At 40.8% G+C, this 22,477-nt stretch carries 15 protein-coding genes; 9 read left to right on the top strand and 6 right to left on the bottom strand.

What is annotated here, in order from left to right:
- Positions 1-21: 21 nt before the first annotated feature.
- The 3 genes from EGM47_RS13770 to ytxJ all read right to left on the bottom strand — a co-directional run bounded on the left by EGM47_RS13770 (position 22) and on the right by ytxJ (position 2,734).
- The gene (locus EGM47_RS13770) at positions 22-1,407 is read right to left on the bottom strand and encodes an MFS transporter (protein ID WP_124981408.1); all 1,386 of its coding nucleotides are present in this window, start codon (positions 1,405-1,407) and stop codon (positions 22-24) included.
- A 97-nt stretch (positions 1,408-1,504) separates the two neighbouring features.
- A complete protein-coding gene (locus EGM47_RS13765; protein WP_124981407.1) occupies positions 1,505-2,323 on the bottom strand; it encodes a M48 family metallopeptidase in 819 nt (272 codons plus the stop codon).
- 3 nt (positions 2,324-2,326) lie between these two features.
- Entirely contained in the window at positions 2,327-2,734 is a 408-nt protein-coding gene (gene ytxJ / locus EGM47_RS13760) for a bacillithiol system redox-active protein YtxJ (RefSeq protein WP_124981406.1), read from the bottom strand.
- A 229-nt stretch (positions 2,735-2,963) separates the two neighbouring features.
- Between ytxJ and clpB the strand changes: the two genes are divergently transcribed.
- The 7 genes from clpB (at position 2,964) to EGM47_RS13725 (ending at position 18,288) form a co-directional block, all read left to right on the top strand.
- Complete coding sequence (gene clpB / locus EGM47_RS13755) at positions 2,964-5,570, top strand: ATP-dependent chaperone ClpB (protein WP_124981405.1); 2,607 nt, start codon at positions 2,964-2,966, stop codon at positions 5,568-5,570.
- 652 nt (positions 5,571-6,222) lie between these two features.
- Positions 6,223-6,753: a hypothetical protein gene (locus EGM47_RS13750; protein WP_124981404.1), complete on the top strand. Its 531-nt coding sequence runs from the start codon at positions 6,223-6,225 to the stop codon at positions 6,751-6,753.
- A 23-nt stretch (positions 6,754-6,776) separates the two neighbouring features.
- Entirely contained in the window at positions 6,777-8,366 is a 1,590-nt protein-coding gene (locus EGM47_RS13745) for a hypothetical protein (RefSeq protein WP_124981403.1), read from the top strand.
- 286 nt (positions 8,367-8,652) lie between these two features.
- Positions 8,653-10,431: an AMP-dependent synthetase/ligase gene (locus tag EGM47_RS13740; RefSeq protein WP_124981402.1), complete on the top strand. Its 1,779-nt coding sequence runs from the start codon at positions 8,653-8,655 to the stop codon at positions 10,429-10,431.
- Between the two features lie 239 nt (positions 10,432-10,670).
- On the top strand, positions 10,671-12,053 hold the full coding sequence (locus EGM47_RS13735) for an exonuclease domain-containing protein (RefSeq protein ID WP_124981401.1): 1,383 nt from the start codon (positions 10,671-10,673) through the stop codon (positions 12,051-12,053).
- A 55-nt stretch (positions 12,054-12,108) separates the two neighbouring features.
- Positions 12,109-12,825: an SAM-dependent methyltransferase gene (locus tag EGM47_RS13730; RefSeq protein ID WP_124981400.1), complete on the top strand. Its 717-nt coding sequence runs from the start codon at positions 12,109-12,111 to the stop codon at positions 12,823-12,825.
- 126 nt (positions 12,826-12,951) lie between these two features.
- Positions 12,952-18,288: a T9SS type B sorting domain-containing protein gene (locus EGM47_RS13725; RefSeq protein ID WP_124981399.1), complete on the top strand. Its 5,337-nt coding sequence runs from the start codon at positions 12,952-12,954 to the stop codon at positions 18,286-18,288.
- A gap of 92 nt (positions 18,289-18,380) precedes the next feature.
- Here the strand turns inward: EGM47_RS13725 and EGM47_RS13720 are convergent, their stop codons facing one another.
- A complete protein-coding gene (locus EGM47_RS13720) occupies positions 18,381-18,770 on the bottom strand; it encodes a pyrophosphohydrolase domain-containing protein (RefSeq protein WP_124981398.1) in 390 nt (129 codons plus the stop codon).
- Between the two features lie 53 nt (positions 18,771-18,823).
- Here EGM47_RS13720 and EGM47_RS13715 point away from each other — a divergent pair, with 53 nt between their 5' ends.
- Together EGM47_RS13715 and EGM47_RS13710 are read left to right on the top strand one after the other, a co-directional pair.
- Positions 18,824-19,039 (top strand): hypothetical protein, encoded by a 216-nt coding sequence (locus tag EGM47_RS13715; RefSeq protein WP_317126903.1) that lies wholly within the window; start codon positions 18,824-18,826, stop codon positions 19,037-19,039.
- Between the two features lie 197 nt (positions 19,040-19,236).
- The gene (locus EGM47_RS13710; RefSeq protein ID WP_124981397.1) at positions 19,237-20,397 is read left to right on the top strand and encodes a PAS domain-containing sensor histidine kinase; all 1,161 of its coding nucleotides are present in this window, start codon (positions 19,237-19,239) and stop codon (positions 20,395-20,397) included.
- Here EGM47_RS13710 and EGM47_RS13705 read toward each other — a convergent pair.
- Both EGM47_RS13705 and EGM47_RS13700 read right to left on the bottom strand, forming a co-directional pair.
- Positions 20,394-21,836 carry a pyridoxal phosphate-dependent decarboxylase family protein gene (locus EGM47_RS13705; RefSeq protein WP_124981396.1) on the bottom strand — a complete coding sequence of 481 codons (1,443 nt, stop codon included), beginning with the start codon at positions 21,834-21,836 and terminating at the stop codon, positions 20,394-20,396. The two genes, EGM47_RS13710 and EGM47_RS13705, sit on opposite strands and share 4 nt — an antisense overlap.
- A gap of 99 nt (positions 21,837-21,935) precedes the next feature.
- A complete protein-coding gene (locus tag EGM47_RS13700) occupies positions 21,936-22,340 on the bottom strand; it encodes a DoxX family protein (protein WP_124981395.1) in 405 nt (134 codons plus the stop codon).
- Positions 22,341-22,477: the final 137 nt, after the last annotated feature.

The following is a 22,477-nucleotide window of genomic DNA, read 5'->3' as shown; positions in this document are numbered from 1 at the left end:
AAAAGATAGGACCATAAACCTTTAAATTGGTGGGTCATCAGCTTTTTTGGGTGTTGCGGAAGTTTGGATTTTTGGTACCCGATATAACAGGATCACACCAATGATAAAGAACACAACCAGAAAAAGTATGGGGCCTCTCATACCACCTGTCCCCTGGCCTACTACGGCAAAAATGACCATTCCAATAACGATACCTATTTTTTCAGCGACATCGTAAAAACTAAAATAAGAGGCTGTATCAACGGTATCAGAAGGAATCATTTTGGAATAAGTACTTCTGGATAAAGACTGTATAGAACCCATAACTAAGCCCACGCAACCTGCCGTAATATAAAACTGCAATGGCGTGATGACAAAGTAACCGTAAATACATATGGCCGCCCAGCATACATTGATCAAGATGAGGGTTTTGATGTTTCCTACCTTTCGCGAAAGCAAACTGGCCAGCCACGCACCACCTATGGCCACTAGTTGGATCAGTAAAATACTAATAATTAAACCAGTGGTTGCATTAGATTCTCCGGTCTCTGGATCTATCGGCCAAGCGACTTCTTCTGTTCCAAAGTAAGTGGCAACAAGCATGACGGTTTGAACAGCCATGCTGTAAATAAAAAATGCGCCCAAGTATCGCTTCATTTGCAGGTTGTCGCCTAGACCGAGCCATATTTTTTTAAGTTCTCTAAAGCCATTGGTAAAAATATTCCTAACTTGTTCCGTATTTTTTTTGGTCCCCATAGGTAGAAATGCATAAGTATACTGTGCAAATCCTATCCACCACAGTCCCACCAATACAAACGACAATTGTACAGCTGTTAAACGCATCCATTCTGATTCAGGGAACAAGCCTTTCTCTGGATAAAAGCCACCTTGAATGAGAACCAAACAAAGAATCAATAAAATGACACTACCTATATAACCGAGGGAGAAACCTTTGGCGCTGGCCGCATCCTGTTGTTCGGTAAAAGCAATATCGGGAAGGTAGGAATTATAAAATACCAGGCTACCCCAGAAACCGATTAAGGCCAACATATAGATCAAAAGACTTGTCCATAAATAATCAAAAGAAAAAGTAGCCAACCCGATACAACTCAAGGCCCCTAAATAGCAAAAGAACTGCAAGAATCGCTTTTTGCGTCCGCTGTAATCCGCTATTCCGGATAGTATTGGAGAAATCAAACTAACAATGAGAAAAGCTATAGCCGTGACTACAATAATTATATTTTCATTGTTGACATCTTTTAACAGCTCAGGTACTCGTCCTTGATCGAAAGCTTTCTTACTTACTGCAGCATAAAAGATAGGAAAGATGGCACTAGTGATCACAAGGGAGTACACTGAATTGGCCCAATCGTAAAAGGCCCAGGCATGAATCAGTTTTTTGTGACCTTTGGGTAAGTTGGTTTGCATAAAAAAAGGGTTCGCGATTGAACCCTTTAAAAGTATGTATTTTTTGATTAGCTGAAGGTCTAACTGCTAGATTCACCTCCAAACATTGATGAGTGCTTTACTTAAAGCTAGTTACACCGTATTTTCTGGCTTCCGCTTTTGCCTTTGGCGCCAAGTCTCTTAGATTAGCGATTCGCGTATCGGGCGATGGGTGTGTGCTTAAAAATTCAGGCGGTGCTTGCCCCCCACTGTTAGCTTTCATGCGTTGCCACAATCTGGCACCTTCTTCAGGATTATATCCAGCAATAGCGGCCAAATACAGACCAATCTTATCGGCCTCATTCTCATGACTTCTGGAAAAAGGCAGTATTCCCAAGGTGGTACTTCCCAAACCATAGGCTTGATTCAATATTTGCTGCGTACTTTGACTACGCCCGCTACCTGCAACAGCCACCCCTACTTGCCCTAGAGCTTGTAATTGGCCAGCACGCATACGTTGCCCACCGTGATTTGCCAAAGCATGTGCTACCTCATGTCCCATAACTATCGCTACACCGGTTTCATCTTGACAAATAGGAAGAATTCCGGTATAAAAAACAATTTTACCTCCTGGCATACACCAAGCATTGACCTGGTCATCTTGAACAAGATTGTATTCCCAAGCGTATCCATCTAAATATTCTGGATGTCCAATAGCATTAAGCCACCGCTGGGCAGCTGTTTTAATTTTACCCCCTACCGTCTTGATCATTTGGGATTCAGCGGTACCAGTGACTACTTTGTTTTCACTCAAAAACTCATCATACTGCGCATAGGCAGCCGGAAATATTTGTTCGTTGGCTACTGGTTTTAGCGTTCTTTCTCCAGTAAAAACATTGGTGGCACAAGAGGCTAAAAAAAGGCTGATGGCAACCAGGGTAATTCTAAAGCTTTTCATTTTCTATTGATTTTGATGTATGATTTCCTGAACTTTCTTGATGTCAATGCCATGATGGGACTCATTGTGTAGCACTTTATTATTGCGCAAGACAATGACTTGGGGTGACTGATGGGTGACGTTTAACTTTTCGGCGATGGCGTTACTTACGTCTCTATAGTTCAAAAGATCTAAGAAATAGTAGGTCACATCATCTTGGTTTTGGGTATACCCCTTTTCAAATTGACTAAGTACCATACGTGAAATACCACAACGTGTACTGTGCTTGAAGATCACCTTTGGCTTGATCTCAGAATTTTTGATCAAATTATCTAATTGATCGATGGATTCCAATTGATCCCATTGGATCCCTTGAATTTCTTCCTTAGCGATCTCACGTTGTGATTTAAAAAGTTTGTCAAACAGTCCCATAATAGTAAAATTAGTAGCCTTATGTGATAGAATCGCCTGTTGTCTTATACCAATCAAGTAATTCTACCGCCTTACTACTAAGTTACAAAGATAGACGTGATGGCTGCCAATATTCCCAAAGCATTTATAAACACGTCATAATGTCTGTTAAATCTCAGAAAATATCTGACTAAATGACAAATTTTGTTATGGTATAAGAATTGACCTGAGATCGGAAAAAGAAATAGATATGAATCCCAATAAATTAACTATAAAATCACAAGAGGTTCTGCAGCAGGCCCAACAGCTTACGCAGGAACTAGGACAACAACAAATAGAAAATGCCCATTTGTTCAAAGCCATCACTTTGGTTGATCAGAACGTCGTCCCCTTTATTTTCAAAAAACTGAATGTAAACTTAAACTTGATTGATCAATTGATTGATAGTCAGCTTCAATCCTTACCCAAAGTGGAGGGCGGCGAGTTACAATTATCCAGGGAAACCAACAGGGTCCTGAATAATGCAATGAGTCTGGCCACTAAGATGAAGGACGAATATGTAAGTATCGAACACTTGCTTCTTTCAATTTTTGACGGTAATTCAAAAACTGCACAAATTTTAAAGGACCAAGGTATTTCGAGAAAATCATTGGAAAAAGCGGTAGAAGAACTGCGTCAGGGAGAACGGGTGACTTCACAAAGTGCTGAAGAAACCTACAATAGCTTGAATAAATATGCCAAAAATCTCAATCAATTGGCTGACCAGGGTAAATTGGATCCCGTTATAGGTAGAGATGAGGAAATCAGAAGAATTCTCCAGATATTATCCAGGAGGACCAAAAATAACCCCATGCTGGTAGGCGAACCCGGAGTTGGTAAAACTGCAATCGCAGAAGGATTGGCGCATAGAATCGTAGGTGGTGATGTACCTGAGAATCTCAAAAACAAGCAAATTTTCTCTTTGGACATGGGAGCGCTGATCGCCGGAGCCAAATACAAAGGAGAGTTTGAAGAGCGACTCAAGGCAGTGGTCAAGGAAGTGACGACCAGCGCCGGAGATATTGTCTTATTTATTGATGAGATACACACCTTGGTAGGTGCTGGCGGTGGCGAGGGTGCCATGGATGCAGCCAACATATTAAAACCAGCACTGGCCAGAGGAGAGTTACGCGCCATCGGTGCTACCACACTGGACGAATACCAGAAGTATTTTGAAAAGGACAAGGCTCTGGAGCGTCGTTTCCAAAAAGTCACAGTGGATGAACCTGATACTGAAAGTGCCATTTCTATACTCAGGGGTATCAAAGATAAATACGAGACCCACCACAAGGTGCAAATCAAGGACGATGCGATCATTGGTGCAGTAGAGCTCTCCCAGCGTTATATCACCAATCGCTTCCTTCCAGACAAGGCCATAGATCTTATGGACGAAGCCGCTTCCAAACTGCGCATGGAAATCAATTCAAAGCCCGAAGAACTGGACGTTCTGGATCGCAAGATCATGCAATTGGAGATTGAGATTGAGGCCATCAAAAGAGAACAGGATGAAGCTAAACTAAAGACACTTAGATCTGAATTGGCTAACCTTAAGGAGTCTAGAAACGAATTAAACGCGCAGTGGGAGAATGAAAAAAGCGTGGTGGATAATATCCAAAATGCCAAAACAGATATAGAAAACTACAAACTGGAAGCCGAACGTGCAGAACGTGAAGGGGATTATGGAAAAGTGGCTGAATTGAGATATGGTAAAATCAAAGAAGCTCAAGAAAAGCTTGAGCAGCTACAAGCAGAAATGGAAGCCACTGATAGCAGTCAGTCCCTGATTCAAGAAGAGGTTACTTATGACGATATCGCTGAAGTGGTCGCCAAATGGACTGGAATTCCTGTTACCAAAATGCTACAGAGTGAGCGCGAGAAATTGCTGCGATTGGAAGATGAACTTCACCACAGGGTCGTCGGACAAAAAGAGGCTATTCAAGCGGTAAGCGATGCCGTGCGCAGAAGCAGGGCCGGACTACAGGATCAGAAAAAACCAGTGGGCTCATTCCTTTTTCTGGGTACAACTGGTGTAGGTAAAACAGAGCTGGCCAAAGCCTTGGCCGAGTTCCTATTCAATGATGAGAATTCGATGACGCGCATCGATATGAGTGAATATCAGGAAAGGCACAGTGTGAGCAGACTAGTAGGTGCTCCCCCAGGATATGTAGGTTATGATGAAGGAGGCCAACTCACCGAAGCGGTGCGCAGAAAGCCTTATAGCGTAGTCCTACTGGATGAGATTGAAAAGGCCCATCCCGACACTTTCAACATACTCTTACAGGTACTGGATGAAGGTAGGTTGACTGATAATAAAGGGCGTGTTGCGGATTTTAAAAACACCATTATAATCATGACTTCCAATATGGGAGCCGATGTGATACAAGAAAGATTCGAGAACTTTAACGGACAGCTTGATGGTCTGATTGATTCGACCAAACAAGAAGTTCTTACCGCTTTAAAACAGCGAGTTCGCCCAGAATTCATCAATAGAATTGACGACATTGTGATGTTCACTCCTTTGAATAAGGATGAAATCAAAGAGATTGTTAGCTTACAATTACGTGGAATTTCAAAGATGCTAGCTCAGCAAGGAATCACCATCGATGCTACCGATGAGGCGATCGCTTTGTTGGCACAAAAAGGTTTTGATCCTCAATATGGAGCTCGTCCAGTGAAACGTGTCATCCAGAAGGAAATCCTGAATAGATTATCCAAGGAAATCTTGGCGGGATCCATTACTACAGACAGTATTGTGTTAGTCGATGCCTTTGAAGATGAACTGGTCTTTAGAAATCAGAATGAAGAAGTTGAAGTGTAAAAAAAGATGAAAGACCTTGAATGTTATCGCTTTCGCGAAAGCGAATCCTGATTAAAACCCCAAATTTTAAAAAGGGTAATAAAAAAGCTGTTTCTTATTACGGAGACAGCTTTCTTTTTTATACTAGTTTGTATTGAATAATGTCCTGGACCTTGTAGTGATGAGATGAAAATGACCAAAACACTAGCTGAGTTAATAGATGAAAAAATCTGATGTGAACAAGTTGAAGTTGTGGTATCTACAATGAAAAAATCATCTAAATATTGGAGAATAAAAGACTGGAAAGGCTGCACTCCGATCATGCTCATAGTCTATTCATCGATGAAAGCCAATAACTCTGGGAAGTAAAGGAAAATTTATCAACAATGGTTTCCTGGATATAGAAGTTTACAAAGATCAAAGCACTCAAACGTATAGATAGCTGTTTTTCAGAGTTTTGACCAGTAGATAATAGAAAATGTGTAATACCTGTGCGGCCCGTTAACCATCAACCTTATATCTTCAAATATTTCTGCAAATGTTGGTTTCAGGATGATAAACGTGGTCTGTATATGTCTTGTTTATAAACACTTATACAGGTAATATTTTGTTTAAGAATGGTTAAAACATCGATGAATAAAGACCATTTGGAGGTTAACTTCTATTTTTCACTTTGAACGAAATTTTTATAGTTTCACGCCGACCTTTGAACAGAACCAACCCAAGTGCTACCACCAACCCTTGTGAAAAACTTTTATTATTTACCGTTTGCATCATGAGCATCACTGTTTATACCCAGGATGGTGAGGAAAGTACCTCAGGATTGTATTTGGTGTTAAGTCCGCAGACAACGATTTCTCTTGGATTGGGAATTACTTTTCGGGCCTCTTCGGAAATAAACAACCAATCAAATGTATGTGGCCATTTAGGGTCTGACTTTTATCATCATGAAGAATCCCCTGAAGATTTTGAATTAGACAAGAACTTCATTCTTTTAGGACATGAACCTGCTACGCCACATAGTCATCTATTTTATTATTCCCATATAAGAGCAAACGCAGCAAACACCTTCAACAATAGTGCAGATGAAGGTGAAGTTGTAAGAATTATTCCATGCATTGGAGATTCATTTGAAAAAATTAATTTAAAAGTGAATTGTCAGTGTTCGACTACAAATATTTTGAATGCAACGGAATTTACATAAGAACTATATTTTAATTATTACTCATGAGAAATTTAATTCTAATTATTATCGGGCTATTTAGCCTCAGCGTACAAGGCCAGTACGATCCTGTTGAGAATATTCAGCTGGGTGCCGAATTTAAGGGCAAAGGAAAATGGAATGATATCGTCTTTAACATACCAAGTAAAGATGGAAAGATTTATTCTGTTTCTAAAAGGTCTGGTCGAGGTAACAAGATGGTGATCGATGTATTTGACAGCAATATGAATCATCAATCCCAATACTATATCAAGGGCGAAAAAGATGAGGAGTATGTAGCTGGCAAATTTATCGATGGGCAATTAAAGTTTGTTGCCATCGACTCAGACCAAGGCATCGGAACCTTGTACAAAGTCGATTTTAAAAATGAAGCATTTGTTAAAGATCGTATCATCTTTGATTACTCAGACCAAAATATTCAAAAACCAGCCTGGGGACCAATAATCTTTAATTATGGAGTGGAAAAGAAAGATCTTGATACGGGAGGATATTTTAAAGCATCCACCTCAAATAATTACTACCTCTACTCTACAGCCATCAAAGTGGGTGACCATGAAGGTGAAGAGCATCAAATGGTCGTATTAGATTCAGATTTTAATATTCTGTATACCCATACGCTTAAAAAGGAGTTGAAAGATTATTTATACGTGGTCAAATCCATAGATATAAATGACTCCAATGGAAGTGTTTTTTTAACCTCTAAGGTTTATGAAGGAAATAAAAGAAAAGAATCCAAAAGAAATAAAGCTAAGGATAAGGAGGCCAACTTTCACTTGGAAATAAGCTTAGTAAATGCTCAAGGGGATTTTGCCTATAGCTTTGGAAATGAGAAATTTTTTATCCAAGAAATCGCCTCAGATGTCCTAGATGGAAAATTAGTGGTTGGCGGCTATTATGGAGAGAAAAAAACAGACGGTATCAAAGGTGTCTACATGGGATTATTTGATGGACAAACATTAGAGAAAAGAAACTCAAATCTCACTCCTTTTACCGATGGTATAGTTAGTGAAATTCACGATGCCAACGAACGTAGAACAAAAAGACTCAAGCGAAGTGAGAGTTCGGAGTTGAAGGCTAAGGATATCTTTATTTCACAAGATGGATACATATATCTTATAGGAGAGGAAGACTATGTCAGAGTTGTGGAGCGGCAATCTTTTCAAAACGGTATGATGAGAAAGCATTATACTCATCATTTTAATGATATAGCCCTTAGTCAATTTTCTCCAGAAGGAAAATATATGACCACAAAGTTGATTCTAAAGGAACAAGCACAGAGTTCAGCCCCTGCTGATTTTCACAGCTATTATGCCTTTGTTTCTGAAAACAACCTGAATATTTTTTTAAACGCCAAAGAACAAGAAGATGAAACAGACCTCTCATTGGCATTTAAAGGAGGGCATGAAAAGAGATTATCACTTTTTCATATTCAAATGGATACCTCGGGTACATTGCACCATAAAGAAGTTATTTCGGCGAAGAAAACTGGTTCTTATGCGATGTCTATTCGCAATGCCTGTAAACTTGACCTTAGGTCATTTATCGTAGATGGTAATGATGGTCGCACTAAAAGATTTGTAAAGATTAAGTTATAAAAACTTAACTCATAAAAACTGCTTCATTCAAGAAGCAGTTTTTTTTGACCTCTATTTTACCCCATATTTACACAAACGGAGATTTATAGCTATTTTTATAGAACAATATATGTACCCGCGCTGAGTAGTGATTGGGAATTATATGAAATACGCAATAGGTCAATAAGATATAAGGCTTGATCGATGTATTATTCTTATTAATTATACATATTTTCTGATTTGACCATACTATAACGTTTGAAAACTGATGATATATCATTAATTTGCCATACTGAAAAAATAGACCATGCAATACAAAAGACTTTTTGATTTTCCTCAATACCAGCTGGACACGTATCCGCGTGAGGATGCCTTAGTCACCAAGAAGAACGGCACCTGGGTAAAAACATCCACCCAATCCTTTGTGGACCAGGCCAGCGCCATTTCTCGAGGTTTACTGAGAATGGGGGTTCAAAAGAATGACAAGATCGCCCTTATCTCGACTGTTAACCGCACGGAATGGAATATCATGGACATCGGGATCATGCAGACGGGTGCCCAAGACGTCCCCATCTACCCTACAATCTCTGAAGAAGATTATGCCTATGTGATGAACCACAGTGAGTCTAAATACGTTTTTGTTTCAGACAAAGAGGTGTACGATAAGGTAATGAGCATCAAAAAGGACGTCCCTAGCTTAAAAGAAGTATTCTCCTTTGACGATATAACCGGTTGCAAGAGTTGGAAAGATGTTTTGCAAATGGGAGAAGATACCAGCAATCAAGGCGAGCTAGACGAGATCAAAGCAAGCATTGACATTGAAGATCTAGCCACACTGATTTACACTTCGGGAACTACAGGTCGCCCTAAGGGAGTCATGCTTTCACATAAAAATATTGCTAGTAATGCCATGCATTGTGACGAAAGGCTGCCGATAGTTAAAGGAGAATCTACCGCCCTGAGCTTTCTTCCTGTTTGTCATATTTACGAGCGAATGCTGCAGTATTTATACGTTTATACAGGAACGGGAATCTACTTTGCAGAATCTCTGGAAACCATTTCAGAAAACTTAAAAGAAGTCAAGCCTGATGTGATGAGCGCAGTACCTCGATTGCTCGAAAAAGTCTACGATAAGATTATTGCCAAAGGAACTGACCTGACAGGGGTAAAAAAGAAACTGTTCTTCTGGGCAGTTGAACTGGGCTTGGAATGGGAACCTTATGGTGCTAACGGATGGTGGTATGAGCAGAAACTTAAACTGGCCAAAAAACTTATTTTCTCCAAATGGCAAGAAGCCCTGGGGGGCAACTTAAAAGCTATTGCCAGTGGAAGCGCGGCTTTACAACCAAGGTTAGCACGAGTATTTAATGCGGCTGGTGTTCCAGTAATGGAAGGTTACGGGTTGACAGAAACCAGTCCAGTGATTTCAGTCAACGACATGCGCAACGGCGGATTTAAAATTGGTACCGTAGGTAAAATGTTGAAAGAAACTGACGTGCAAATTGCCGAGGATGGTGAAATCATCATCAACGGGCCGCAGCGCATGATCGGTTATTACAAAGACCAAGAAAAAACAGATGAAGCCATTGACGCCCAAGGTTATTTCCATACCGGAGATATTGGAGAAATCGACAGCGAAGGATTCTTAAAAATTACAGATCGTAAAAAGGAAATGTTTAAAACCTCAGGAGGAAAATATGTTGCTCCACAGGTAATTGAGAATACCATGAAACAAAGCCGTTTTATCGAGCAAATCATGGTTATCGGTGAAGGAGAAAAAATGCCTGCCGCCTTAATCCAACCCAACTTTGAATTTTTACATGATTGGGCCAAGCGCAAGGGAATCTCCTTTACAGACAACAAGGACTTATGTGCAAACGAACGAGTAATTGAACGTTATCAGCGAGAGATTGATGAGCACAACGAGAAATTTGGTAAATGGGAGCGTGTCAAAGCCTTTGAATTGACCCCAGAAGAATGGACCATAGAGGACGAGCACCTCACTCCTACCATGAAACTCAAGCGACGGAACATTAAATCCAGATACCAGGATCTATACGATAAGATTTACGGTACCAAATTATAATACCTCCTGATTAAAATAAAATAGCCGTGTCTATCAAACACGGCTTTTTTTATTAGTTTAGGCGAGCGAATGGAATGAACACCACCTTTAAATTAATTGGTGAGACGCATCGGCCGACTTTTGAAGGATAAAAGCGATCGGCAGTTTTCAAATCCCATTCCTTATTTTAGACTGGTAATTGCAGCGGCCAGGTTTATTGAGATAGAAATTACAAGCCGCTCTGACTTAAAATTAAACTATTGTACGCAATACTGGACGTAGAATCTACTGGAGGGAAATATAATGAAGAAGGCATTACAGAGATTGCCATCTATAGGTTTGATGGTCATGAAGTAGTAGACCAATTTGCTAGCCTGATTAATCCAGAGCGCCCCATACAGCCATTTGTAGTGAAACTTACTGGTATCAGCAATAAAATGTTGGTCAAAGCCCCAAAGTTTTATGAAGTAGCCAAACGCATTTTGGAAATCATGGATGGGGCCATTCTTGTAGCCCATAATGCGGCTTTTGACTTTAGGATGTTAAGACTTGAGTTTGACCGCTTGGGCTATGACTTCTCCAAACAGAGCCTCTGTACAGTGGAGTTGGCCGAAAAGCTTTTACCAGAGGAGACTACCTACAATTTAGGTAAACTCTGTAAGTCGTTGGGAATACCGATTCCTAGCAGGCATCGTGCCACTGGGGATGCCCAGGCAACAGTAAAACTTTTTAAGATGCTCCTGAATAAGGACCACGCTAAAGAAATCATCTCAAAAAGCCTGAAAACCATTGAGCGAGTAAAAATGATTCCTAACCTTAAGGAATTGGTTGAGTTAACGCCTTCTACAATTGGCGTCTTTTACTTGTTTGACGCCAAGGAACGCATCATTTATATTGGTAAAGGTAAAAACATCAAAAAAAAACTGATCCAACTCTTTACCAACGATAACAAGCGATCAAAAGAATTACAACAAGTTGTTCAGGATGTTAAGTTTGAGCGAACCGGTAGCGAACTGATTGCCTCTTTAAAGGAGTTGGTAGAAATTAAAAAGCATAAACCCAGGTTCAATAAACACCCGAGAAAACCGAGATTCTCAGCGGGCTTGTACATGAAAACTGATCAGAATGGGTATCAGATGCTCAAGATTCAAAGAGCTACGCACCCCAACAAAGCCCTGACTACTTTTTCCAGCATACGCAGTGGCTATCAATTTTTAGAGCGCGCACAACAGGAATATACCTTATGTCTTCAAAAGCTAAATTTAGAAAAAGTAGATGATGGTTGTTCCGCTTTCGCGAAAGCGAACTGTGAAGGTGCGTGTCTCCAAAAAGAGGAGGCTCAGCATTACAATCAAAAAGTTCAGAATCTCATCGATGATTATAGTTTAAATGGCAAAAACAAGTTATTGATAGACAAGGGACGGGAAACTGGAGAACGCAGTGTAGTCTGGATTAAGGATGGTATCGTTGCAGGATATGGGTTTACAGAGCTGCGCATACAAACGACTGATCTGGAAATGCTTGATAAAATTATAACCCGATTGAAACCCAGTCGAGACCACCGGCATATCGTGGATGGTTGGTTGAGGCATAGAAAAGTAGGTCAAATTATCGATCTGGATGAGGTGAAGGAAGTGTCGTAAGCCTCATGATTGGACTTGCACCTTGTATCTCGATCCATTAATAGAATTGAATGTTATGGACATAAAATCTTATGGTCGTCTCTTTCTTATACCTGTCACTCTTGGCGAAGTGAACCCGCTTGAGGTACTTCCGCTGAGCGTGCGCAAAGTTGTGGAGATGGTAGATCATTATATTGTGGAAAATGAAAAAACAGCCCGCAGATTTATTAAAAGCATCAATCCGGGAAAATCTCAGCCTTCTCTGCATTTTTCCAGTATCAATAAATTCACTCAGGTAGCAGAAATACCAGGTTTTTTGGACCCATGTTTGGAAGGCAAAGATATGGGATTGATGAGCGAGGCAGGCGTTCCTGGGATTGCCGATCCCGGTGCAGAAATTGTGGGTATTGCCCATCAAAAAAACATTAGGGTGCAACCACTCGTAGGTCCAAGTTCGATCTTAATGGCGATGATGTCCAGTGGTTTAAACGGTCAAAATTTTGCGTTTAATGGTTATCTCCCCATCGATAAAGCTGGACGTCGATCAAAAATAAGGGAGTTAGAAGCCCACTCTAGGCAAACTGGTCAATCGCAGGCATTTATCGAAACGCCTTATAGAAATAACAAATTGCTGGACGAATTGGTCTCTACATTGAATAGTGGTACGCAACTATGTGTAGCTTGTGATATCAGCCTACCCAGCGAATTCATCAAAACCTTAACGGTAAGTCAATGGAAAATGATCAGAGAAGATTTTCACAAGCGACCAGCCATTTTCATCATTCAGGGGTAAATCTTAAATAAATGTGAACCAATTTCTTTCATTATCTGATGAATCAACCAGTTCATCGAATAATTAGGGAGAATTAAAGAATTGCTCAAAATAGCTTATTTTAAGCCCACCAAAACTTAATTTGCTATGAAAAAAATTTGCCTCCTATTTGTCTTGTTTATTCCATTGTTGGGGAGCGCTCAATTGGAAGCAGCTTGGTGGTTCTTTGGAAATACTGCTAGCGTAGATTTTAATTCCGGAAGCCCATTGCCAGCACCATCAGGGAGTTTGGATACCATAGAGGGCTGTAGTTCTATTTCGGACGAATGTGGTAACCTACAATTCTATTCTGATGGTAGTACTGTTTGGGATAGAAATGGGGCCATTATGATGAACGGTACGGGATTGTTGGGTGATTCTTCTAGTGCTCAATCTGCTATCATCATACCTGATTTAGGGATATCCGATCGATATTTTGTGATCACTATTGATAATGCCAGAGGACCAGACGGATTGCGTTACAGTGTAGTAGACATGAATGGTAATGGTGGATTGGGTGAAGTTGTGGCCAATCGAAAAAATGCTTTGATTCAAGCCCGTTCTCAAGAAAAAATTACGGCTGCACTGAACGCTGATGGAAGTTTCTATTGGATTGTTACTTTTGATAACGCGACTTATTCAGCCTACCCAGCGGTAGGTGGTACTATTTTTCCATCCTTAGGCGTTAATTCAAGCCTTCCAGTGACCGGATCACTAGCCGATAATAGGGGTTATTTGCGCTTATCACCAGATGGTTCAAAAATCGCCAATACATCCGTAGGGAATGCAAATACAGCATGGATTGCAGACTTTGATAATGCCACGGGTATAGTTTCCAATCCGATCGAATTGACTACACCAACAGGAGAAAACCGATTTTACGGTGTGGAATTTTCACAAAATTCTGAATTGCTGTACTTAAATGCAAACAGCACGGATACTGGAAATAGTTGTGGTACATCTAACACTCGTAAGATTTTACAATACAATATTGGTAGTGGTGCCGGATGGAACAATAATCCATTTGTAATCGATGCAACTGGCGCAAATTCAGGTAGAGGAGCCTTACAGCTAGGAGTTGATGGAAAAATTTATCACGCCAGAACCTGTCAACCTTGGTTGGGAGTCATTAATGATCCTGACAGAATTGGAGCCGCCGCTAATTATGTGGATGATGGATTGGCTCTGAACAACAACTGCCGGGAAGGTCTCCCTCCATTTATTACTTCCTTTTTTGAACCGACCTTTAGATCATTCCCTTCTGCCGCCTCGGGAGGAGCCAATGGATCGATCGACCAGACTGAATATTGTGACGGAACAGAGGTTGAATTTAGTTCTGCCAGTAATCGTTTTTGTAGCACTTCTATCGTGTCATGGAATTTTGGTGATGGTACCAGCAGTAACCAATTCAATCCAACTCATACCTTTCCCGGTCCAGGGGTCTACACTGTATCCCTTACGATAAGAAATGGCGGATTCCGTTTTGGGGTAAGCGATGATATCACGATATATGCCAACCCGATTGCCAATCCTGTAAGCGATGTATTTCTTTGTGACACGAACGGTGACGGTGTTGAAAGTAGAGACCTAAGCTTGGTTGAAACTCCTCAAGTTTTGGGAGGACAAACGGACCCTAACTTTCAAGTTACTTATCATTTATCCCAAGCCCAAGCTATCAACGGCGCCAGCGCGATAACTTTGCCTTATGATTTTCCACTTGGAGCCACAACGGTATATGTAAGAATAACCAACGCTGCCAACGCAGAATCTTCGATGTGTTTTGATACTACAAGTTTTGTAGTCAATGTTTCCAGTGGAAGTGGAGCAACCAGACCAAACGATGTTATCATGTGTGATGATGATAATGATGGTTTTTCCACTTTTGACTTAACAGCATTGGATGGTCAGGTATTGAATGGCCTTTCCCCAATGGGTTATACTATTACTTATCACACTACCGCCGCGGGTGCATCAAATGGGATGGGAATGGACGAAATCGCTACACCTAACTCCTATACCAATTCAACTCCAAACAATGAGCGGGTATTTATTAGACTGGAAGATAATAGCCCGAGTGGTTGTGTGTCTACAACTGAGGTTGACTTGTTTATCTACGATACGCCAACTGCCAATCCAGTGATGGACGAAGCTATTTGTGACAGCGGCAATGATGGTACTGAAGATATTGACTTGAGCCAATTTGATACCGCCGTATTGGGTGCCCAAACAAACACAAATTATCAAATCACCTACCACCTATCGCAGGCCGAAGCAGATGCTGATACAAATGCCCAATCCTCGCCGTATACACTCGCCGGCACGACTAGAATCTATGCGCGCATAGATAATGGAGAGAACACCGACAGCAATGATTGTTACGACACCACGGATTTTGAACTTCGCCTGGATGTATTACCTGTAGCGAATACAGTCATGACCTATAGACTTTGTGATGATATATCTAATAACAATTCTGAAGTATTTGATTTAGCTTCTAGAAACACAGAAGTTCTGGGGATGAGTCAAAATCCAGCAGACTTTAATATCGAATATTTTACGAGTCAACCTGAGGCGGATCAAGGTTCTGTTGGTGGAGCAACCCCAGTAAATATGATGTACAGTAGCGGAGGACAAACAATGTACGTGAGGATTGAAAATGTCCTCAACCCTGATTGTTATGACACAACATCTTTTGACCTGATTGTAGATGACCTTCCTTTAGCTAGTTCGCCCGTCAACCTAATTTTATGCGATAATGATACCAACGACGGTGTGGAAGACATCGACCTCAGCCAATTTGATGCTGCAGTACTGAATGGACAAACCAATCCGCTTTTTGTTGTTACTTACCACAGTACACAAGCAGATGCCACCAGTGGTACTGCTGACCTGAGTTCGCCTTACACCGTGAGTCTGGGAACCAACACAATTTACGCTCGTGTAGACAATTCTGACAACATGACTTGTGCCAGTACTGCTCCAGTAGTAATTGAATTGTTTGAACAGGCAATTGCAAATCCAGTGACCGAGTATCGTTTGTGTGATGACCTGAGCAATGATGGTGTTGCCGACTTTGATCTTTCTACTAAAGATCCAGAGGTGCTAGGTATGCAAAGTGCAGCTGATTTTAGTATTGAATATTTCACGTCTCAAGCAGATGCTGATCTGGGAAGTACAGGTGGGGCTACTCCACTTGCAACTACATACACCAGTTCTGGAGAAACGATATACGTAAGAATTGAGAACAACGCAGAAACTTCATGTTATAAAACTGAAATGTTTCAGTTGTTTGTGGATCCTTTGCCCTTGGCTAGTTCGCCCGTCAACCTAATTTTATGTGATGATGATACCAACGACGGTGTGGAAGACATCGACCTCAGCCAATTTGATGCTGCAGTACTGAATGGACAAACCAACCCGCTCTTTGTTGTTACATACCACAGTACACAAGCAGACGCCACTAGTGGTACTGCTGACCTGAGTTCTCCGTACACCGTGAGTCTGGGAACCAACACAATTTATGCTCGTGTAGACAATTCTGACAACATGACTTGTGCCAATACTGCTCCAGTAGTGATTGAATTGTTTGAGCAGGCAGTCGCAAATCCAGTAACCGAGTATCGTTTATGTGATGACCTTAGCAATGATGGTTTTGCCGACTTTGATCTTTCTACAAAAGATCCAGAGGTGCTAGGTATGCAAAGTGCAGCTGATTTTAATATTGAATATTTCACGTCTCAAGCAGATGCTGATCTGGGAAGTACAGGTGGGGCTACTCCACTTCCAACTACTTACACCAGTTCTGGAGAAACGATATATGTAAGAATTGAGAACAACGCAGAAACTTCATGTTATAAAACTGAAATGTTTCAGTTGTTTGTGGATCCTTTGCCTTTGGCAGGAACACAAGCTGATATAATTGTTTGTGACGATCCATCCAATGACGGAAGTGAAGATGTAGATCTTTCCCAATTTGACGCCACTATTTTGAATGGACAAACCAATCCAGCATTTAATGTGTCTTATCACCCGACTCTAAATGATGCTGAAATGAATACTGGAACCTTGTCTAGTCCTTATACGGTAACCTCTTCAACACCTGAGATCTTTGCACGTATTGACAATGCAGATAACGAGAGTTGCTTTACGACTACAAGTTTTAATTTTATCATTAGCCCTACTCCTACCGCCAATCCAGTTGCTGATATGATCACTTGTGATGATCCAGGCAATGATGGCTCAGAATTATTTGATTTGAGCATGGCTGATTCGCAGGTACTATCTGGTCAAAATGCAGCTGATTTTGAGATTACGTATCACTTATCACAGGCTGACGCTAATGACGGACTTATGGATTTGCCGACAATGTACCCAAGCAGCAATGCAACACCAGAAGTAATATATGTGCGTATTGAGGCCGTAGCTAACCCTATTTGCGCTGATTTTACTTCATTTCAGTTGATTGTGAGTGAGCAGCCTACCGCAGGAACAGCTAGCGACATTGTGGGTTGTGATGATACCAGCAATGACGGATTCGAAGAGTTTGATTTCAGTGTTCAAGATAGTGATATATTAAATGGATTGAATCCTTCAGAGTTTAGAGTTAGTTATCATGCCACCCGTACTAATGCGGAAAACGATACAGCGGCGTTAGGTTCATTATATACTAATACTTCTAGAACTGAAACCATTTTTGCGCGTGTAGAAAACGTGGCAAATGAGGACTGTTTTGATGTCTCCTCATTCGTGATCGAGGTATTTGAGAGACCTACCATTGCAGATCAAGGTCCAATTACCATATGCGCAGGTGTTCCCGAAACCCTGGATGCAGGCCCTGGTTATACTTCTTACTTGTGGTCTACTGGTGATATGACACAGACAATTGAAGTTGCATCTGGTGGAGATTATACAGTAACTGTTACCAATGCCAATGGATGTGATACCACAGCTACAATACGGGTGTTGGAATCCGATGTAGCGGTTATAGAACGTATCGATGTTGGACAATTTGAGGTTAATACGAATTCGCTTACCGCAATCGTTACTGGTAGTGGGGATTATGAATTTTCATTGGATGATTTTGTATATCAAGACAGCCCTAGATTCTCAGATCTTGTCCCTGGATTTTACACCGTTTATGTAAAAGATAAAAATGGATGTGGAACGGTATCGATGGATGCTGTGATAATAGGTGGCCCGCCGTATTTTACACCCAACCAAGATGGTTACCATGACACCTGGCAGGTTATTGCGGTAGAAACCATACCAGATGCCAATATCTATATTTTTGACCGACATGGAAAGTTACTGAAGCAGATAAGTCCTACTGGTGCCGGATGGGATGGAACCTATAATGGCAACCCGATGCCTTCCAGTGATTACTGGTACATGGTAGAGCTAGCTGATGGAAGAAGTTTCAGGGGGCATTTTGCCTTGAAGCGATAAGGTTCAAACATTTTAATAAAAAAGCGGGCTCCTGTAATGGGCCCGCTTTTTCTTTGATACAACTTGAAGTGAGCTGTGATATTAGAATCAACCTACTGATCTTCTAGAATCGCTTTAAAATTGGGCTTAAAGTAATGTGGCCCCTTGAGTACTTTGCCGTCCTCTCTGTAAATAGGAAGTCCATCTGCTCCTAACTTAGACATGTTTGAGCGTTGGATTTCATCAAAAACATCTTCTATCACATCAGTCATTCCGTGTTCGATAATCGTTCCACAAAGAATGTACAGCATATCTCCCAATGCGTCTGCGACTTCTACTAAGTCATCATTTTGAGCAGCCTCAAGGTATTCTTCATTTTCCTCTTTCATCAACTCATACCTGAGTTTGATACGACGGTCTGTGATATCTGCTTTGGGACGATCTTCTATTCCCAAGCCGAATGCAGTGTGGAAATCGTGTACAGCCTTGATTTGTTTTTTCATAAGTCGATGATTTAAATCTGTGGTTTGTAATTTTGTAAAAATACTACAGTAGGATGGCAATAGCATTAATTAAGGATCCCATGTTCACCGAAGGTCAAATTGGTTTTGCCCTTATCTTTTTTATTGCTTTTGTGGTTATTGTCGCCTTGATGTACAGGAAGGACAAAAAATTGCATCAACGCAATTATAAAGGTGTTGTTTGGATTCTGCTGGGCTTTATTAGCTTTATAGTTCTCTTGGTACTGATTAAATTTGGCCTTCAATCATAGCTTTTTCACAGGCTAACCTAGTTGATTACTCACATTAACATTTTGAAAGGCAACTGAAATAGCGCCAGATATTATCTTTGTAAGGCAGCCAGACCTTTGACTTACAGACATTCTTTCGAATACGTTTGACAATCTGCAAGAATTGGAATTACTCCAACAATATAAGATTTGCGTCCTGCACCCAACGATATATTTGAATGGATCCACAAAAGCAGCAAAAAACAGAAGAAGATCTAAAGATCATTAAAAGTACCTTTGAGAACCATCAGGAATTATCTTATCAGGTATTTGAACACATGCCACTGGGCATTTGCGTCACTAATGAAAATGGCATTTTTACTGATGTCAATGCGACTTACTGTGATATTTATGGTTATACAAGAAATGAGCTAATTGGAAAAAGCTTTACGACCGTAGTTCCGGCAGCGAGCCAGCAGGAATTGACTAGACTTCATGATGAGTTTTTGGATAACAAATATGAGCTCAAGGGCAAGTGGACGGTTAAAAGCAAGCAGGGTGAATTCTTTGAGATTATTACCAATGCGGCATACCTCTACGACAAAGATCAGGACGAGCGTCGCAAAATGACCTTGGTGGTCAAGGCCCAAGAAATGGAAGAAACCATCAAGCGACTGGCAACAACCATTGAAATTCTAGAAAACAAGATCAAAACCCAGGATATTGCAAACAGGTTGGCTGAACACGATATGCGTAACCGTATCAGTTCCATGGTTTCCATTGCAGAAATCCTTAAGGAAACAAAGTTATCACCTGATCAATTGAAGTGGGTAAATATGCTCAAGAATATTGGGAATGATACGTTAAGACTCCTCAGCAGCGCTAAAGACTATGCCAAAATGGAACGCGGTGAGTACCAGCCTAAAATTTCTGAATTTGATCTCGTCAGCATCATTGTGAATGAAACAGGTGATTTGAAAGATCTTATCAATTTGCGCCAGGTAGATATCAATGTGCATATCGATGGTCAGCAGATTGATCCTACCGATCATGAAATTTTGTTTAAAGGAGATGAGTTCTATATCCAACATCTTTTCCAAAACCTATTGAGTAACGCCATTGAAGCCTCTCCTGAAAAAGAGACCGTGGATATTTATTTAGAATCTTCTAAAAACCGATTAGAAGTCAAAGTCCATAACCAAGGAATGATTCCTGTAGATATACAAGATACTTTTTTTGAAAAATACACCAGTTCTGGTAAGGAACAAGGAACAGGACTAGGTACTTATATTGCAAAAATGATTGCAGAATTGCACGGTGGTAGCATATCATTTATCACGAGTAAAGCCTCTGGGACCACAATTGTCGTGCAGTTACCCCAACTTATCGAGAAGGCCTAAAATCCTTCCTCAATGATTTGGCGGGCGTGATATTCACAGCTGCTTAAGGTTTCCTCGACGTGATTGAAGGTGGTGCGCGGATTAATCAAACACATGCGTAAAACTACCTGCTTCATCAACACTGTAGTAACCAGTAACGCTTCCTTGGATGCTATGACTCTTCTAGAAACCTCTTGATTAAGTTGATCCAATTGGTCTTCGTTATAGTCCTTATCGATGGGATTACACCTGAAATTGATGACTGCCAAAGTAGCTGGGGAAACCACTTCCCACATTGAACTACCACGAAGATGAGCTTCCAGGTCTTCAGCGATTTTGATGTTATAAGTCACCGCTTTCGCGAAAGCGTCCAAACCAAAAGTCTTTATAGACATGTAGAATTTTAAAGCTCTAAATCTTCTAGTTAATTGGATACCATGATCGTAAAAATTAATTTCAGAAGTATTGCCTTCTATGTCACGCAGATATTCGGGTCGCTCTACAAAAGTATCACGGAGCCATTTGTGATTGCGCACCAATAAGCACCCCATTTCATAGGGTTGGTATAACCATTTGTGGGGGTCAATAGTAAGGGAATCAGCTTTATTGATGCCCTTGAGTTGTTTCTTACCTTTTTTTGAAAGAATAGCAGCACCGCCGTAGGCTCCGTCAATATGAAACCAAAGATCCTCTGCCCTACAAATCTCACTGATGTCATTTAATGGATCAACAGTTCCTGTGTTGGTGGTACCTGCTGAAGCGATGATACAAAATGGCTGAAGCCCAGAAAGCCGATCCCTAGCGATAGCATTTTGTAATTTATTGATCGCAATTTTGAATTCGCCGTCGGTAGGGATAATCCTGATTTGCTCTTTTTTAAAACCAATCACCCTAATGGCTTTTACATTGGATGAATGAGCCTGATCCGACATATAAATAACGGCTTTGGAGAAGTCGGCCCCACATTTAATTCTTCTGGCTGTAACCAATGCGGTGAGGTTAGCCATTGAACCACCACTAGTAAAAATACCACCTCCTTTTTTCTTGGGAAAACCAAAAAGCTTCAGTAACCAGTTCATCGTTACGATCTCCAGTTCGGCTGCAGCTGGTGAGGCAGCCCAACCGCCAGAAAAGATATTGTACCCGGTAGCAAGCGTATCAGCCATTACACTTATATAATTACTGGGACCAGGCACAAAAGAATAGGATTTGGGGTGAGAGACAATATTGGAATGTGGTAAGACGTCTTGCACAACTTTGCGTAATACTTCATCTGGTGCCGTGGGAAGAAGGGGAATCTCTTCTTGAAATAAGGCATCCATTTCTTTTCGACTGGCAAGAGCTACTGGACTTTTAGTGTCCTGTTGGTCAAAATGCTCTACAATGGCATCAATGACTTTATAGCCATAGCTGCGCATTTCTTCTTTATCCAATGTCAATAAGTGAGCATCCTTCTTCATTACAACCCGATTTTAAGCTGCAAAACTACTGAAAGTTCAATGGTTCACCTTACAAATAGAGAGATTTGAGAAGCAAGATATGACGTCCGTAGGTGATCATCATAATAACACGTCTACGATATCAGCTGGGCTGGGTATCGCAATAATCACAAAACAAAGAATAAGAAACAATCCTGCAGGTGCAGATTTGATAAAGTCATCTCCAACACTGATATGCATATAGATCGCTCCCAGCATCATAATCCCCATACCTATAGCTGCCGGCCATTCTACGATGGGAAGAAGAATCGACATAATCAGCAATGCTGCCAGTAACACCTTGATTGTACCCACAATATACATGGTGGTCTTTGAAAGGCCATAAAGACCAAATTCGTCCTCCAGGGTATCGGCGTTTCCTCCACGCCAGCGCGAGACATCGTCCTTGTTGAAAACCCAAACGTTGACAATACTTCCGGCAATAAAAAGTTTAATGATGATTTCAAGAATCTCTAGAACTCCCATATTGATTGATTTTAGCGTAATTAATGATAATATTAATTAAAAAATCGATGAGTATAAGGCATCACTCAATCTTTTAACAATTATCAAGGAGTGATTCTATTTTTTAAAGGTTCTCGGTAACCTATTCCAGTAATGTT

Origin of the sequence: Nonlabens xiamenensis, assembly GCF_003865345.1 — a bacterium.
Lineage (GTDB): Bacteria > Bacteroidota > Bacteroidia > Flavobacteriales > Flavobacteriaceae > Nonlabens > Nonlabens xiamenensis.
Note: the sequence above shows the minus strand (reverse complement) of the source record. Positions and strands in the feature narration are given on the sequence as shown.